14 protein-coding genes and 1 pseudogene are annotated in these 15,859 nt (G+C 64.8%); 3 read left to right on the top strand and 12 right to left on the bottom strand.

Annotated features, from left to right (window positions below; genetic code table 11):
• Position 1: 1 nt before the first annotated feature.
• The 9 genes from U5A52_RS37550 to U5A52_RS37510 form a co-directional block, all read right to left on the bottom strand.
• A complete protein-coding gene (locus U5A52_RS37550) occupies positions 2 to 340 on the bottom strand; it encodes a DUF2322 family protein (protein ID WP_321915090.1) in 339 nt (112 codons plus the stop codon).
• 73 nt (positions 341 to 413) lie between these two features.
• Positions 414 to 1,796, bottom strand: coding sequence for an amidase (locus U5A52_RS37545; protein ID WP_321939123.1), 1,383 nt, complete (start codon positions 1,794 to 1,796; stop codon positions 414 to 416).
• A 62-nt stretch (positions 1,797 to 1,858) separates the two neighbouring features.
• Complete coding sequence (locus U5A52_RS37540) at positions 1,859 to 2,560, bottom strand: DUF2848 domain-containing protein (protein WP_321914946.1); 702 nt, start codon at positions 2,558 to 2,560, stop codon at positions 1,859 to 1,861.
• 69 nt (positions 2,561 to 2,629) lie between these two features.
• Entirely contained in the window at positions 2,630 to 3,937 is a 1,308-nt protein-coding gene (locus U5A52_RS37535; protein ID WP_415774113.1) for an MFS transporter, read from the bottom strand.
• Positions 3,938 to 3,986: 49 nt separating this feature from the next.
• Complete coding sequence (locus U5A52_RS37530; RefSeq protein ID WP_321914944.1) at positions 3,987 to 4,643, bottom strand: DUF4286 family protein; 657 nt, start codon at positions 4,641 to 4,643, stop codon at positions 3,987 to 3,989.
• Between the two features lie 100 nt (positions 4,644 to 4,743).
• Entirely contained in the window at positions 4,744 to 5,793 is a 1,050-nt protein-coding gene (locus U5A52_RS37525; protein WP_321939121.1) for a LysR family transcriptional regulator, read from the bottom strand.
• A gap of 86 nt (positions 5,794 to 5,879) precedes the next feature.
• Complete coding sequence (locus tag U5A52_RS37520; RefSeq protein WP_321915089.1) at positions 5,880 to 7,346, bottom strand: MFS transporter; 1,467 nt, start codon at positions 7,344 to 7,346, stop codon at positions 5,880 to 5,882.
• Positions 7,347 to 7,510: 164 nt separating this feature from the next.
• Entirely contained in the window at positions 7,511 to 8,047 is a 537-nt protein-coding gene (locus U5A52_RS37515) for a hypothetical protein (RefSeq protein ID WP_321939119.1), read from the bottom strand.
• Between the two features lie 337 nt (positions 8,048 to 8,384).
• Complete coding sequence (locus U5A52_RS37510) at positions 8,385 to 9,812, bottom strand: PLP-dependent aminotransferase family protein (protein ID WP_321939117.1); 1,428 nt, start codon at positions 9,810 to 9,812, stop codon at positions 8,385 to 8,387.
• A gap of 366 nt (positions 9,813 to 10,178) precedes the next feature.
• Here U5A52_RS37510 and U5A52_RS37505 point away from each other — a divergent pair, with 366 nt between their 5' ends.
• The 3 genes from U5A52_RS37505 (at position 10,179) to U5A52_RS37495 (ending at position 13,968) form a co-directional block, all read left to right on the top strand.
• The gene (locus U5A52_RS37505; protein WP_321939194.1) at positions 10,179 to 11,510 is read left to right on the top strand and encodes an amino acid permease; all 1,332 of its coding nucleotides are present in this window, start codon (positions 10,179 to 10,181) and stop codon (positions 11,508 to 11,510) included.
• Entirely contained in the window at positions 11,510 to 12,742 is a 1,233-nt protein-coding gene (locus U5A52_RS37500; RefSeq protein ID WP_321939116.1) for an FAD-binding oxidoreductase, read from the top strand. The genes U5A52_RS37505 and U5A52_RS37500 overlap by 1 nt, the downstream gene beginning before the upstream one ends.
• 74 nt (positions 12,743 to 12,816) lie before the next feature.
• Positions 12,817 to 13,968 carry a branched-chain amino acid ABC transporter substrate-binding protein gene (locus U5A52_RS37495; RefSeq protein ID WP_321914939.1) on the top strand — a complete coding sequence of 384 codons (1,152 nt, stop codon included), beginning with the start codon at positions 12,817 to 12,819 and terminating at the stop codon, positions 13,966 to 13,968.
• Positions 13,969 to 14,346: 378 nt separating this feature from the next.
• Here the strand turns inward: U5A52_RS37495 and U5A52_RS37490 are convergent, their stop codons facing one another.
• The 3 genes and pseudogenes from U5A52_RS37490 to U5A52_RS37480 form a co-directional block, all read right to left on the bottom strand.
• Complete coding sequence (locus U5A52_RS37490; protein WP_321939115.1) at positions 14,347 to 14,796, bottom strand: hypothetical protein; 450 nt, start codon at positions 14,794 to 14,796, stop codon at positions 14,347 to 14,349.
• 101 nt (positions 14,797 to 14,897) lie between these two features.
• Positions 14,898 to 15,278 (bottom strand): hypothetical protein, encoded by a 381-nt coding sequence (locus U5A52_RS37485; RefSeq protein ID WP_321939113.1) that lies wholly within the window; start codon positions 15,276 to 15,278, stop codon positions 14,898 to 14,900.
• 8 nt (positions 15,279 to 15,286) lie between these two features.
• Positions 15,287 to 15,859: pseudogene (locus U5A52_RS37480) on the bottom strand (hypothetical protein); the annotation flags it as partial.

Below are 15,859 nucleotides of genomic sequence, written 5' to 3'. Positions count from 1 at the left end.
CTCAGGCTGCGGCGATCACGTCGATGCGCAGCGCCGGGCCGCCCGCTGCGATTTCCAGCAGACGATCGACGTTCGGGTGCGCGCCCGGACGGTTGCGCGCGTCGGCGGTGTGCTCTGCGAACACGGCGAGGCCATGCTCGGCGGCGTTGGCGTCGAGCGTGCCGAAGGCTTCGCGCAGGTAGTGGTAGACCGCGAGCGAGCCCTGCTTGCCGGGCTTGTTCTCGATGCTAGCGGCGACAACGCCCTGAGCGTCCACGAGATCGATGCGCTCGATGCCGTCGATGCCCGGCAGCAGTGCGAGATTGTCCTTGAAGACGGCGCCCGGTTGAATTGCCTGAATCACTGAAAACACTCCGTTGGTTCGATAGATGGCGTATGCGGAGCCGTATCTTAGCCGATCGGAGTGAGACGCATCAGGCCCCGTTCACGCTCCGCAGCACGCTTTCGATCGCGGCGGCCACGCTCAGCACGTGCGCGTCGCTGTCGGCGAGTCCCGCCACGCTCAAGCCCACGGGCGCCTCGCCGCGCGGCGCGCACGGCAGCGACACGGCGCAGCCATCGAGGAAGTTCACCAACGAAGGATTGCGCAGCACGAGCGCGTTCGTGGCCGCGAAGTGCGCCGGGTCGGCTTCGAGCGCCGCGATTGTCGGCGGCACGATGGGCACGGTCGGCATGAGGAAGGCGTCGAAACCCGCGAGCGCGGCGCGCGCCTGTGCGATTGCGGCGGCGCGCGCGGCAAGCAGGTCGAGGTAGTCGGCGGCGCTCGCCGTTTCGCCCAGACGGATGCGCGCGAGCACGCGTGGGTCGTAGCGCTGCGCGTGTGCAGGCAGACGGCTGCGGTGCGTGGCAAAGGCCTCGATCGGCGAGAAGCCGAAGCGGTTGATGGCGGGCAGCGTCTCCAGCAGCGGCAGGGTCAGCGGCGTGATCTGCATGCCAGCACGCGAGAGGCGCGTGAGCGTGGCTTCCCACGTGCGCGCGACATGCGCGTCCATGCCTTCGGTCACGTAGTTCGCAAGGACCGCAAGGCGCAGGCCCTTGGGCTCGGCGGTGCGTACGTCCGCGGCGTTTGCGTCCGTTGCCAGGCCCGCGAGCACACGGTCCACCAGCGCGCAGCACGCCACGCTCGGGGCGATGGCGCCGATTGAGTCGAGCGTGGTCGAAAGCGGGAACACGCCGGCCGTCGGCACGCGCCGGGCCGTGGGCTTGAAGCCGGTGAGGCCGCAGAACGCGGCGGGAATGCGCAACGAGCCGCCCGTGTCGCTGCCAAGTCCGGCCGCGGCCATGCCACCCGCCACCGAGGCCGCCGCGCCCGACGACGAGCCGCCCGCCACGCGTGCCCCGTCGCCGTCACGCCACGGCGAGCGCGGCGTGCCGCGCCACGGGTTGAGGCCGAGCCCAGAGAACGCGAATTCGCTCATGTTGGTGCGCCCGAGCGGGACGGCCCCGGCGCGGCGCAGACGCGCCACGGCGGGCGCGTCGAAGGTGGCGGGTGGGGCGTCGTCGAGCACGCGCGAACCCGCGCGCGTGGGCTCGCCCGCCACGTCGAACAGGTCTTTGATGGACACCGGCAGGCCCGCGAGCGGTGAAAGCCGCACGCCCGCGCGGCGCAGCGCGTCCTGGGCGTCGGCCTCGCGCCGCGTGCGTTCGGCGTCGAGGGCGATGAACGCGTGGCCGCCGTTGCCGCCTTCGGCGGCAATGCGCTCCAGCGCGGTTTCCACGAGCGCGCGGCTCGTCGTGCGGGCCGCGTCGAGATCGGCGGCGAGTTGGGAGAGGCGCGTGGCAGGATTGTATGACATGGGTTTCGTTGCGCGTGTACGAGGAAAAGGATGAGTGCTCAGACCACCGCTCAGGCGACCGCTTATGCCACAACCGGCAGCGCGCGAACCGCGTAACGCGCGCGCAGGCTGCGTTCGAGCACCGGGTCGTGCAGTTCCAGCTCGAACGCGTCGCCCGACTCCATCGCCGCCATCTCGCCGTTCACGGCGAGCGTGCCGCTGTACATCGCGCTGCCGGGCGGCAATGCGCCCGTTTCCGTATAGCGGCGCCACAGGTCGGCGGGCGGCAGCAGGCCGTCCACGGCGCCGCTCTGGTAGGCGCGCGTTTCGCCGGTCGCGGCAACGAGCGTGGCGCGCATCGTCAGGCGGTCCCAGTGGCCCGCCACGTCTTCGTAGCGCCACGCCTCGCGGCCCAGCGGCTTCGGGCACACCTGCTTGGATACCGCCACGCTGTAGGCCTCCGCTTTGCGGTCGGTGTGATCGGAGCCGATCGTCACAAGCGTGCCGAGCGGGCTCGCCACGAGCACGCACTCGATCTCGCCGCTCGTGTGCGTGCCGAGCACGTCCACGGTTTCGGCCTGGTTCAGTTGCTCCGCACCCACGCGGTAGAAGAGCGGCGTGCTCGAAGGCGGCGCCACGCCGAGCGCGGCGAGTTCGTCGATGTGATGCTGGATCGCGTGAGCGTCGCGGCCGGCCCAGCCGGCGATCACCAGCGTGTCGATATCGATCGAAAGCGGCGTGGCTGCGCCGCCGGCCGGAAGGACGGTGAAGGAAAGCGTGGTCATGATGGCAGTTCGAAAGGGGGAGGACGCACCCGGCGCACTGGCTGCGCGCGCCGGGAGGAAAAGCGGAGATCAGTCCTGCAGCGGGCGATGCGCGGTTTCGCGGGCGGCGATCAGCGCGATGCCGGTGACGATGAGCGCGCCGCTCACATAGAGCGAGACGGCTGCCGTGCTGTGCCAGGTGCGAAACAGCGCGACGATGATGAGCGGTGCGAAGCCGCCGCCGAGAATCCCGGCGAGCGTATAGGCGAGCGAGGAGCCGGCATAACGCACGCGGGTCGGGAACTGCTCGGTGACGAAGGCGGCTTGCGGGCCGTACATCACCGCGTGAATCACGAGGCCGATCATCACGGCGAGCACGATCAGCGCGGGCTGCGAGGTGTTCATCAGCATGAAGAAGCCGAATGCCCAGACCATGGCTGCGATCACGCCGCCGAGGTACACGGGACGCCGCCCGAAACGGTCGGAGAGCGCGCCGAAGAACGGCACGGCAAGGGCGTTGCAGGCGGTGCCCGCGAGCACGGCGGTGAGCGCGAGGGAGCGCGAGAGGTTGAGCACCGTGGTCACATAGGTGAGCGTGAACACGACGAGCAGCGCGTACAGCACGTCGGAGCCGATACGCGCGCCGCCCGCCACGATGAGGCGCCGCCAGTGCTGCGAGAACACTTCGAGCACGGGCACTTCCGCGGTGGCGTGCGCTTCGTTCAGCTTTTCGAATTGCGGCGTTTCGCCAACGCTGCTGCGCACCCAGATGCCGAACAGCACGAGCAGCAGGCTCGCGAGGAACGGCACGCGCCAGCCCCACGAGAGGAACGCATCGGACGACACGGAAATCGTGATGAACGCGATGAAGCCCGTGCCGAGCAGCGTGCCGAACGAGGGCCCGACTTGTGCCCACGAAGCGTTCAGGCCGCGCTTTTTCTGGTCGCCGTGCTCAACCGCGAGCAGCACCGCGCCCGCCCATTCGCCGCCTAGCGCGATGCCCTGCACGAAGCGCAGCGCGACGAGCAGCATGGGGCTCAGGATGCCGGCCGTGGCGTAGGTGGGCAGCACGCCCATCAGCGCGGTGGTGATGCCCATGAGCACGAGCGTGAGCATGAGCACGGCGCGCCTGCCCATGCGGTCGCCGAGATTACCGAAGATGAAGCCGCCGAGCGGCCGCGACACGTAGCCCACGGCATAGGTCGAGAACGCGAGCAGCGTGCCCGCGAGCGGGTCGACCGAAGGGAAGAACAGATGATTGAAAACCAGCGCGGCAAGCGTGTTGTAGACGGTGAAGTCATACCATTCGAGCGACGTGCCGATCATGCTGGCGCTCGCAAGGCGGCCGCGTCCGGTGCGGGTGCGGCCGATCGCCGGGGCTTGAGCGAGAGAGTTCATCGGATTCTCCATAGTCGTTGGGCGTGAAGCGCCTGGGGCTACTGCTGTGTCACGCCGCGAGGCGCCAGAGCATGTCGAAGCTGCGCACCGTCTCGCGCGCCACGCCCGCGGCTTGCGCGAGCTGTTCGGCGGCGGCGCGCGCTGCAGCGTTCGAACTGCCTTCCACGAACACGACCGCGTCTTCTTGCACGGCGCGCGCCGTGCCCGCAGCGCCGCCGGTCGCAAGCGGCGAGGAAAGCGTGCCCTCGGTGCGGAACACGCGCACCGCGTGAACGCCGGGCGCGTGCGTGGCGGCGTCGGCCGCATCGCGCCAGGTTGCGGCGGCGAGCGCTTGCGGCGCGGCCACGAAGATCGCGACGTGCGCGCCTTCGCCTTCACCCGCTTCGAATGCAAGCTCGCCCACGCGGCGCTGCGTATCGTTCATGCGCGCGAAGTTGCGCAGCGACCAGTCGGTCTGCACGGTGAAGGCCTGGCGGTAGGCGTCGCTGCGGAACACATCGAGCGATTCCGTCACGTAGAGCGCGAGATAGCGGCGCGCGTGGCCGTCGTTGGCGAGGAAGCGGCGCGCATGGCGAAAGCCGCGAATGCCGACGCGTTCCTGCATGTGCTCGCGATCGTACCAGGCGTTGAAGTCGGCTTCGGCGTGCGGGTCGGTGTCGGTCCAGATGCAAAGCTGGCCGGGCTGGGCGTTCTGTGTCGTGCTCATCGGTTCTTCCTGCGCATACGTTGTATCGGATAGACGCAGTTTGGCGAGCACGGGCCGCTTCGGTCCAACAAGAAAAAAAATACGCAGTGAACAGGTTTTTTTATCGCTTGTTTTTGTCACTGGCGGCGCGGGCCGGTTTTGCCGGGCGCTGGCGCGCGGTTTTCGCCGCGGGTTTGGCAACCCCTGCCGCGCGGGCCGGGGCTTTCGGGCGGCGCGCGGTGCTGGCGGATACAGCCGGCGTTGCGCCATCCAGCTCCGGCCCCAAAGCGAGCACGAACGCTTGCGCCTGTTCGGCCGCGAGTTCGGCGATACGCGCGGGCAGCGGCTGGCTCTGCAGACGGTAGCTCGCCACGAGCGGCAGCGGCACGAAGCCGCTTTCCACGTCGAGCACTTCGAGCGCGCCTTCGCGCAGCTCGCGCTGGATGATGGCGGGCGGCAGCACCGCCACGCCGAAGGCGTCTGCCACGAGGCGGATCATCGCCGCCACGGAACTAATGCAGTTGATGCGCACCGGGCGCTCGACCGCGCGTGCGAACTCGCGTTCGAGCGCGATATGCGGTCCCGAATTGCGCGAGAAGCTGAGGATGGGAAATTCGGCGAGCCGCGCAAGATCGACGCGTTGGCCCGAAAGCCCGAGCGTGGGGCTGGCCACCCAGCGCATGGGGAACTCGCACAGCGGCACGTCGGCGAATTCGCGGTCGCCCAGCGCGTGCGTTTGCAGGATCAGATCGACGGCGTCGGCGCGCAGCAATTGTGTGAGGTGAATCGTGGTGTCGCTCGTGACCTCGATCTCCAGATGTGGAAAGCGCTCGCGCACGCGCGCCATCACCGCGGGAAACCAGCTATGCACGATCGACTCGACCACGCCGATGCGAATGAGGCCGCCGCCGCCGCTCGCGTCCTCGACTTCGCGGCGCATCTCCTCGCCGAGATTCACGATGCGCTCGGCGTACGCGAGCATCTTGCGGCCCGCGGGCGTGAGCGTGGCCGAGCGCGAATTGCGGTCGAACAGGCGCACCTCGAAGCTCTCCTCCAGCGCCGCGATACGGCTCGACACCGCCGCCTGCGTGGTGTGGAGCTTTTCCGCGGTGAGGCGGAAATTTTGCAGGCGCGCTAGCCAGATAAATGTTTCGAGAAACCGGATATTCATGATTCGAAGGAGGGCGGACGGCGAGGACGCATGATAGCGCGCCGTATTTCCGTTGCCGGCCGAATCGGTGCCAACGGTTGATCGACTCACTCCTCTCCCACCGCCGAAAGCGGCGCGGCCACATGCTCGAGCGACTTGCGCTCCGCGTCCACGCCCCAGACCGCAGCGACGAGCGCCGCGCCGAGCATGAGCGCCGATCCCACCACGTAGCCCGTGAACACTTCGCTGCGCTGATGCGTATCGATCAGTCGTCCGAAGAATGCCGGGCCGATGATGCCGCCCAACGCCGTGCCGAACGCATAGAACACGGCGATCGCAAGGGCCCGAATCTCCAGCGGAAACGATTCGCTCACGGTGAGATAGGCGGAACTGGCGGCGGCCGAGGCGAAAAAGAAAATCACCATCCACGCGACGGTTTGCATCGTCGCCGTGAGCATGCCCTGCTCGAAGAGCCACCCGCTCACCGTGAGCAGCACGCCCGAGAGCGCATAGGTCGCGGCGATCATCGTGCGCCGTCCGATCACGTCGAACAAACGCCCCAGCACGAGCGGACCGAGGAAGTTGCCGAGCGCGAACGGCAGCAGATAGAGGCCCACGTCGCCGCCCGGCACGTGATAGAACTCCGTGAGCACGAGCGCGTAAGTAAAGAAAATGGCGTTGTAGAAGAAGGCCTGGGCCGTCATGAGCGAAAGACCCACCAGCGCGCGGCGGCGGTGCCGCACGAAGATGGCGTGGAACACCGCGCGTAGCGGCGTGTGACTGCGCGCATGCAAACGCAGCGGGGCGTCGGGTGGATCTTTCAGCGTATGGCCCGCGTCGCGAAAGCGCGTTTCGATGGTCTTCACGATCCGCTTTGCTTCGTCGTGCTCGCCATGCGTGAGGAGCCAGCGCGGGCTTTCGGGAATCCAGCGGCGCATGGGCAAGATGATGAGCGCGAGCACCGCGCCAATCAAGAAACACACGCGCCAGCCCCAGTCGGCGGGCAGCAGGTGCGGGTCGAGCAGCACGAGCGAGCCCGCCGCGCCAATGGCCGCGCCGACCCAGAACGTGCCATTGATGCTGAGGTCGGTCCAGCCGCGCACGCGCGCGGGCGTGAACTCCTGAATCGTCGAATTGATGGCCGCGTACTCGCCGCCGATGCCCGCGCCCGTGATGGCGCGAAAAGCCACGAAGCTCGCGAAGCTCCACGAGAACGCAGTCGCGGCGGTGGCGAGCAGATACACCGCGAGCGTGATGAAGAAGAGTTTGCGGCGCCCCAGCCGGTCCGTGAGCCAGCCGAAGCCGAGCGCGCCGCACACCGCGCCCGCGATATACGCGCTGCCCGCGAGTCCCACCTGCGCGTTGTCCAGATGCAGCACCGGGCTCGTTTTTAGCGCACTCGCTACGGCGCCGGCCAGCGTGACTTCGAGACCGTCGAGCAGCCAGGTGACGCCCAGCGCCACGACGATGAGCACGTGAAAGCGCCCCCACGGCAAGCGGTCGAGGCGCGCGGGCAACGTGGTTTCGATGATGGCGGGTTTATCGGTCGTCCCGGTTGTATCTGGAGGATTCATCGGGCAAGGCGAGGTTCGGCACGCGATGCCTTGCAGCATGCGCCGTTCCTGAAATGTGCACGTTGAGCCTATTATTGATGCGATTAACGATTCATCCGGCGTTGGGATGATTATGCCGTTTTAAGCGACTTTCCCAATTCGCCGGATCATTTCAATACGCGCGTTCAGAAGCCGCGCCGAACCGTAACCGTTGCGCCCGTGCTATGCGAATGAAGAATGGCGACGCGCGCGGTGGCGGAAAACACCCACTCGTCCATGGTCAGCGAGAGCCTGCGTTGAGGTTGCGCGCCAATGTTCAGCGTGCCGTCGGGCACTTGAAGAATTGAAATCTGGGGCGCCGTAGAAGGGCCCATCTGCAGATAATCGGAACTCGGCCGCGCAGCTTGCTGCACGCCGTCACTGCTCCCGGGCGCGGACTTTACGAAGTCGTAATGGTATTTCTCCGGTACCACCGGCGCGCTATAAAAACTTTCGACTTGCGCGTAAAACGGCTTGGGCTGATTCGCCTGGTATTCCATTTCGTACCGGTGCAGATACGCCTGGGGTTCCGGTGGCAGTGCTGGAATCACTTCCATAGGCATTGACGGGATATTGGCGACCGTCATGGTTTCGGGAGCGTTCAAGCCGGTGCTCTGAGCGAACGCATAACCGCTCAGCATAAAAAAGGCTGCACCGACAATCTTTTCGTTCAGGCACGTCATGAGCATGCCTCCAATGACGAACTCGAAACATCAAAACTGCCGAACGTTCCTGCTCAACTGACCGCCATTGCATCGACTGCACCCATGCATTCTAGTACCTGAATGGCTTCATGCCAGCCGAATGTGCGCGAACGCCCCGCAGATGGATGTGAAGTCCACCAGCTAGCAGATGGCGTGCAATGTCGTTGCCTAACATCGCAGACGATATGACCGATTCAGGCGGCAGCAAGACCACCCGCAGCGGCAGAAATTGCGGATGGTCGTGCGGATAATCGACGGGCTCACGCCAGAGGCGAGCCCACCGGCGCTAGCGCATTGGGGGAAATGCGAGTGCGGGTTAGATCGTGCCGAAGAGCGCGCGCGGCCGGTCCTGCAGCGTGCGCGCGAGGACCTTCAGTGCGCGCGCGAGTTGCTCCCGCGAGGTTGCACACGCGAGGTTGATACGTACGCCGTGCTCGAGCGTCGAGCGGTCCACGGCGAACGCCGAGGCGGGCATGGTGTTCACGCCGCGCGCCAGCGCGTTGGCGGCGAAGTCGTCGGAACGCCACGGGGCCGGCACGCGCAACCAGACGAACATGCACGCCGGGTCGCTATTGAGCAGGTCGCGCGGCAAGATTTCGAGCGCGAGCGCTTGCCGTGCCTGCAGCTCCGCACGCTGCGCTTCGAGTATGAGGTGCGCGGTGCCGTCCTCGATCCAGCGCGTCGTGATGAGCGTGGTGAGCGGCGCGGGCATCCAGGCCGTCGTGCGCACGGCCTCGGCAGCGAGCGCCGCGCCATGCGGCGGCGTGTGCAGATAGCCAATGCGCAGCCCGGGTGCGAGCACCTTCGACGTAGAGGCCACGTGGAAGGTCAGCTCCGGGCACAGGCTCGCGATGGTCGGCAGGCGCTTGCGCAGCAACGGCCCGTACACGTCGTCCTCGATGATCGCCACATGGTGCCGGCGCGCGATCTCCACGAGCGCGAGGCGACGCTCGAGGCTCATCGTCACCACGCTCGGGTTCTGCAGGTTAGGCACAGTGAAGATCGCCTTCACCGGCATGCGGCGGCAGGCGTCTTCGAGCTGATCGGGCAGGAGGCCTTCGGCATCGCTTGGGATACCGACCAGTTCGAACTGGAATACGGGTGCGAGCGCTTTCAGGCCGTAATAGGTCAGCTTGTCGGAGAGGATCACGCCTTCGTGTCCCATCAGGCTGCTCAAGACCGCGTAGAGGCCGTGCTGCGCGCCGCTCGTCACGACGAGATTATCGGGCGAGGGCGTGAAGCCAGGCGCGGCGATCCATTGCGCGCCCGCCGCGCGCGCCCATTCCGCGCCCTGGGGCGGCTGATATTCCTGAGTTTCCGCAAAGCGCGGGTCGCGCGAGATCTGCGCCATCGTGCGGGCGAGTTGCGTGAGGAATTCGCCAGTCGCCGGGCGGTTGACGGTGAGGTCGACCACGCCGCTCGCTTCGGCGCCGTTCGCCTCCGCGCTTCGCTGCGCCGCGGCGCCAACGGCCGGCATGGCGCCGCCGGTGACGATCGAGCCGCGCCGCTTGCTCGCAACGATCAGCCCGCGCGCCTGCAACTCCTTGTAGGCGCGCGAAACAGTGGAAACGTTGATGCCCAGCTCCACGGCCAGATCGCGCTGCGGCGGCAAGCGGCTGCCTGGCGGGTACTGACCGCTGCGCACCTGCTCCTCGAGATTGCGGGAGACCTCCAGATACGTGGCTTGACGACCTTTTGTCTGGATATTCTCATCCGTTTTTGTCTGGTAATCGTCGGCTTTCATGCAAGTAGTAACTCCATACAAAACTCGATCGTCTGCCACATCACCGCGCTGCACTGAGGCACATCACCCGCGCCCCTGCTGCATCTTTAACCCAAAAACACAAGATATGGCAAGTGTTTGGCTGCGCGTGCCCTGAAGCGTTAGATCACTCGCCAGGGAAATTCCTGGTCTCCACACAAAGTCTTTTTAATTGCACACAAAAAATTATTGTGTGAGTATGAATCCAAGGTTTTGTTCGGCCAGCAGCTCGGCGCAACACGCACTGTATTACAGGAGGACAGTCTCGTGGCATCCCGGCAATCCACACCCGCTTCAGGCGCAACATCCACACCCCTCGGCCATTCGCTGCGCAAGCGGCACGTCACGATGATTTCGCTCGGCGGCATCATCGGCGCGGGGCTGTTCGTCGGCAGCAGCGCCACCATCAACGCGATGGGGCCCGCTGCCTGCCTGAGCTACCTGCTGGCGGGCATCGTCGTGCTGTTCGTCATGCGCATGCTCGGCGAGATGGCGCTCGCGCATCCGGGCGTCGGTTCGTTCACGGAGTTCACGCGCATTGGTCTTGGCGACTGGGCCGGTTTCACGAACGGCTGGCTGTACTGGTACTTCTGGGTGATCGTGGTGGCCGTGGAAGCGGTGGCGGGCGCGGGCATCCTGCAGCGCTGGATTCCCGCGCCAGTGTGGGTGATCGGGCTCGTGCTGCTCTCGTTCATGACGGTCGTGAACCTGCTCTCGGTGAAATCATATGGAGAATTCGAGTACTGGTTCGCGTCGATCAAGGTCGCGGCCATCATCGTATTCATCGTGGTGGGCGCGAGCTATCTGTTCGGGTTCAGCTCGTGGCACCAGACCGTGAACAATCTGAGCGGCGACCACGGCTTCATGCCGTTCGGCGCGATGTCGATCTTCGCGGGCGTGCCCACCGTGATCTTCGCTGTGGGCGGCGCGGAGATCGCGACCATTGCCGCGGCCGAATCCGACGACCCGGGCCGCAACGTCGCCTCGATGACCCGTTCGGTCATCCTGCGCGTGATCACCTTCTATGTCGGCTCGCTTTTCGTGATTGCGTGCATCGTGCCGTGGGCGAGCATCAAGGTGGGCTACTCGCCGTTCGTGGCCGCGCTCGAAACCATGCATATTCCGGGCGCTGCGGACATCATGAATGCAATCGTGCTGGTGGCGGTGCTCTCGGCGCTGAACTCCGGGCTCTATGTGTCCTCGCGCATTGTGTTCCGGCTTGCCGAACGCCGCGACGCGCCGCGCGCGCTGCTCACGCTCTCGAAGAGCCGCGTGCCGCGTCTGGCCGTGCTCGCGAGCAGCGTTGTCGGCTACGTGGCCATCGTGGCGGCGATCGTTTCGCCGCAGGGCGTGTTCCTCTATCTCGTCAGCGCATCGGGCGCGGTGATGCTGTTCGTGTATTTCTCCATCGCCGTCTCGCAGATCGTGATTCGCCGGCGCCTCGAGGCAACCGAGCCCGAACGGCTCACGTTCAAGATGTGGCTCTTTCCGTGGCTTTCGTGGGCCGTGGTGGCGGCCATTGCCGGTGTGCTCTGCGCGATGGGCTTCGATCACGCGCTTTCGGGGCAGCTCATGGCGAGCCTCGCGAGCGTGGCGGTGGTGTCGGCGGCCTACATGCTGACGCGCAAACGGACTCACGTGGAAGATTTCCGTGAGCCCGCAACCAACTGGAAGAAGTAATGTCGCAAGTGGCTGTCATTGGCGCGGGGTTCGTGGGGCTGTCGTGCGCTTACTGGCTCATGCGCGACGGGCACAGCGTGACGCTGTACGACGCGCAAGGGCCGGGCGAGGGTGCCTCATATGGCAACGCGGGCACGTTCGCGAACTACGCGTGCATTCCCGTGAACAACCCCGACGTGTTTCGCAACATCCCGCGCTTTCTGTTTTCGTCTACGAGCCCGCTGCGCATTCGCTGGGGCGACGTGCCAACGCTCACGCCGTGGCTCGCACGCTTTCTGCTGAGCGCCACGCCGCGCCGCTACGCGGGCAGTGTGAATGCGCTCGCGCAACTGCTCTCGCGCGCGTTCGACGGCTACCGCGAAATGCTTGCCGTCGACACGCTCGCGGCCTTCGTGCGCGAACGCGAATGCCTCTACCTGTATTCGAGCGCGGCGTCGTTCGAGGCCGCGCAGCCGGCGCTCGAGTTGCGGCGCTCGCTAGGCGTGGCGTTCGACACGCTCGCGCGCAGCGAAATCGCGCAACTGGAGCCGGGCCTCGCGCCGCTCTTCGCGCAAGGCACGCTCTTCAAGGGCAGCTGGTTTTTGAGCGATCCACGCGGCTTTCTTCAGGCCTTGCATGCGATGTTGTCGCTGCGCGGGCTCGTGCACCGGCGCGTGGCGGTCGAGACGCTGGCGCCTGCGGCAAACGCGGTGAAGCTGATCGATTCGGCGGGCGAGACGCATGACGCCGAACACGCCATTGTGTGCGCCGGCGCGTTTTCGGGGCGTCTCGCGCGCCAATGCGGCGACGCGCTGCCGCTAGGTGTGGAGCGCGGCTATCACGTGCGCTTTCCTGGCACCGCTAACCGAATTTCGCGGCCGTGCGGCTGGGCCGAACGCGGTTTCTACATGACGCCGATGGACGGCGGCATTCGCGCAGCGGGCACGGTCGAGCTGGCGGCCAACGGCGCGGGTAAGAACGCGGACCTGCTGCGGCTTTTGACGCGCTCCGCGCAGGAGGCGCTGCCCGGATTGCCGGAGCCGGACAGCGACTGGCTTGGCTTCAGGCCGAGCCTGCCCGACGCGCTGCCCGTGGTGGGCGCGTCGAGCCGCTCGCCGCGCGTGATCTACGCGTTCGGGCATCAGCATCTGGGCGTGACGCTCGGCGGCGTGACGGGCAGCGTGGTTGCCGATCTCGTTGCGCAACGCGCGCCTCCCCTCGATCTCACGCCTTATAGTCCGCGCCGTTTTTAACCGTATTTGCAGGTACTTTCCAGCCATAACCAGGTAACACCCACCGCAACAATCTCCCTGTGAGGATGAGCATCATGAACCGCCGCACTCTCGTACTAACGATGGCCCTCGGGCTGATGGGCTTGCACGGCCCCGCGCAGGCGGCCGACCCCGAGGTGGTGAAGATCGGCTTCGCAGGTCCGCTCACGGGCCCGGTCGCGCGCGTTGGCAAGGACTTGCAGTACGGCGCGCAGCTCGCTATCGACGAGGAGAACGCCAAACACCCCGTGATTGCGGGCAAACCGGTGAAGTACGTGCTCGACGTGCAGGACGACCAGGCCGACCCGCACGTGGCCGTGCAGGTGGCGCAAAAGCTCGTGGACGACGGCGTGGTCGGCGTGATCGGCCACTACAACTCGGGTTGCAGCATTCCCGCTTCAGCCGTTTATCACAACGCGAACGTCGCCATGATCACGCCGGGCTCCACCAACCCGGCGCTGACCCAGCAGGGCTATGCGAACGTGTTTCGCACCATGGGCAACGACGGCATAGGGGGCGTGATTGCGGGCAAGTTCGCGGTGGAGCAGTTGAAGGCGAAGCGGATCGGCATCATCGACGATCGCACGGCCTTCGGCCAGGGGCTCGCCGACGCGTTCGAGAAGGGCGCGAAGGAGGCGAACGGCAATATCGTCGACCGCGAATTCACCAACGACAAAGCCGTGGACTTCCGCGCCATTCTCACGTCGCTGAAGCAGAAGAACGTCGACGTGATCTTCTTTGGCGGCCTCGATGAACAAGGCGCGATGCTTGCCAAGCAGATGCGCACGCTCGGCATGCCGGCGCGGCTCTTCGGTGCGGGCGCGTTGAAGAGCAATGCCTTCCTGCAGATCGCGGGCCCGGCTGGCGAAGGCACGCAGGATCTCGAACCGGGACCGGCGCTCGACAAGCTGCCTTCCGCGCAGGCTTTCGCGAAGCGCTACAAGGCACGATTCAATCAGGATGTCGAACTGTATGCGCCGTTCGCCTATGACGCCGCGCTCGCCATGATCAAGGCGATTCGCGACGCCGACTCGCTCGACCGCGCGAAGATCGTCGCGAGCTTCCCGAAGGTAACGGTGGTGGGCGTGACGGGCAATATTGCGTTCGATCCGCACGGCGACCTCATCAAGCCGCCTTATACGCTCTTCGAGGTGCAGCAGGGGCAGTGGAAGAGCTTGAGGACGCTTGGGGGGAATAACGGGGTGTAACTGATGCCCGGTTCTACGGCCAGATTGGGCTGCGGCGGGAAGCGCACGATTGCGTGCTCGACAGACGGGAAGAGTGCATGCTGGCGAAATTGCCGGTGAAATCATTACCGGAATTTGACGGGGATAAACGCGATCAACGCGACTTCGCGTATGGGTCGGCGCTATGGTCTTCTGAGGCGCTGCAAACGTGGCGCGGTGGATGGGCCGCGTGCTCAAAATCCGACGAGCGGCGCTTCAGCCGACAGTAATGGTGGCTGCGAATTGAAACCTGCCAAGTCGTAGTTCGCATGAGCCGGTCATGCAGCCGCCAGTGCCGGCGGCTGTTCGACGAACGATCCGCAGGCATGATACGGGGAGATCTGTTGCGCGACGAGATTCTCAATCATCGGCTTGAGTGACCTTGATATAAGGCTTCAAACCAGGGTTGGATAAAGCGAGAAGATTGAGCGTTGCGCCACCAAATCGCCACGCGAATTCGTCGTCCAACGTGTCGCTGTAGTTCGCCACCGGTACTTCGAGCGGAAAGAGGCGCGCAGTCGCCGAAAGCACTTTCTCCTCCTCAAGCGTGTACGAAACGAGTGCCTGTTTCTCTTCAAACCACATTACAACAACGCACCGCTTTACAGGATGCTTAGCGATCAATACCCTCTGCACTGTTGATGCTGCATCATTTCCATTCGAATCCTCACTATAGTCGAACGGCTGTGCGTCGCCGAGCTGTGTCGAGTCGGCGCCTGAATTCGCACTGAACAAGTCATTGCCAAACGTACCACCTTTGTTGATTCCCGTATCGCCGGCGTCCGAATCACTATTACCGCCGCCGAGCAATGTGCCTGTTGCCTACTCGACGACCCTTAACGCGTTGCTGCACGCGGACCATTGCAATTTCTCCCAGCGGACAACGCTCGCGCGAGTTGGATTTTTTCCTTTCACTCTGCACCCTCCAGAACCTGCATCGAATCGAACTCGACAGCGATTGCAAAGCCAGCGGTGGGATGTAGATAGACAATATGCTGCGCTGCCCTTTTGCCCGGCAATGAGCGCTTCAACAGATTCCGTGCAAGCGATTCAACTTCCGTGTTTGGCTGTGCCCTCTCCAACGACAGCACGATATTGACGGTCCCACCATTCTCAATTCCCAAACGAGTCATGCCTTGAAAGGTGACCGTAGCTGTTCGCGTACCTAGCTTGAGACTCAGAATCAATGTATCGGGGCAACTGATGTCTAATTGATTTTGTATCGCGATGCGAAAAATGTACCAATCATGAAAGTAGTCATACGCGTGGAGCGTTGCATCAATATCTGTCACAGCTTGCCTCACCAAGGAAGAATTGAAACGGGCCAACCCTGATCACGTGCATTTCCTTCCCAGTTATGCGCATGCGGATTAGGCTGGCCGTGATGCACATCAAAGTCTATATCAACGCTTGCGTTGCCGTTGGAATCAAACATGCGCCATTGTTTCTTCATACCAGGACCGCTTTCGATCCAGGAGTTCGGATCACCGGTCATATCTGGAATGCCCGCCAGGTCGAATGCATCACCCTCGGTGGAAGCAGGCAAATAGGTAAACGACTGCGCATCCCCAAGTGGCGTTGAGCCTTCCGGGGTCGCGTCATCATCGTCCGAAACATCGTCACTGCCTCCGGGCAACGCACCTGCCATCGTTTCCATGAGCCCCAAAAGTCCTGCGCCTCCATCTCCTTCGCTGGCACTCGCGGCACTGCGCACAACTTGTGTCAGTCCCGTTGAGGCTTTGGCTACCTGCGAGGGCGCATCGAATGCCGTAGACAGGACCGATCCTGCTCCAGTCGTTTTTTCCTCCTGTGCGGCCTTGAACGCGACCCATTCATCCCATGTCAATGGACGGTTCGCGTTTCCCCCACCGGC

This window comes from Paraburkholderia sp. J8-2, assembly GCF_905220195.1.
Lineage (GTDB): Bacteria > Pseudomonadota > Gammaproteobacteria > Burkholderiales > Burkholderiaceae > Paraburkholderia.
This window is presented reverse-complemented; position numbering and strand designations above follow the sequence as displayed.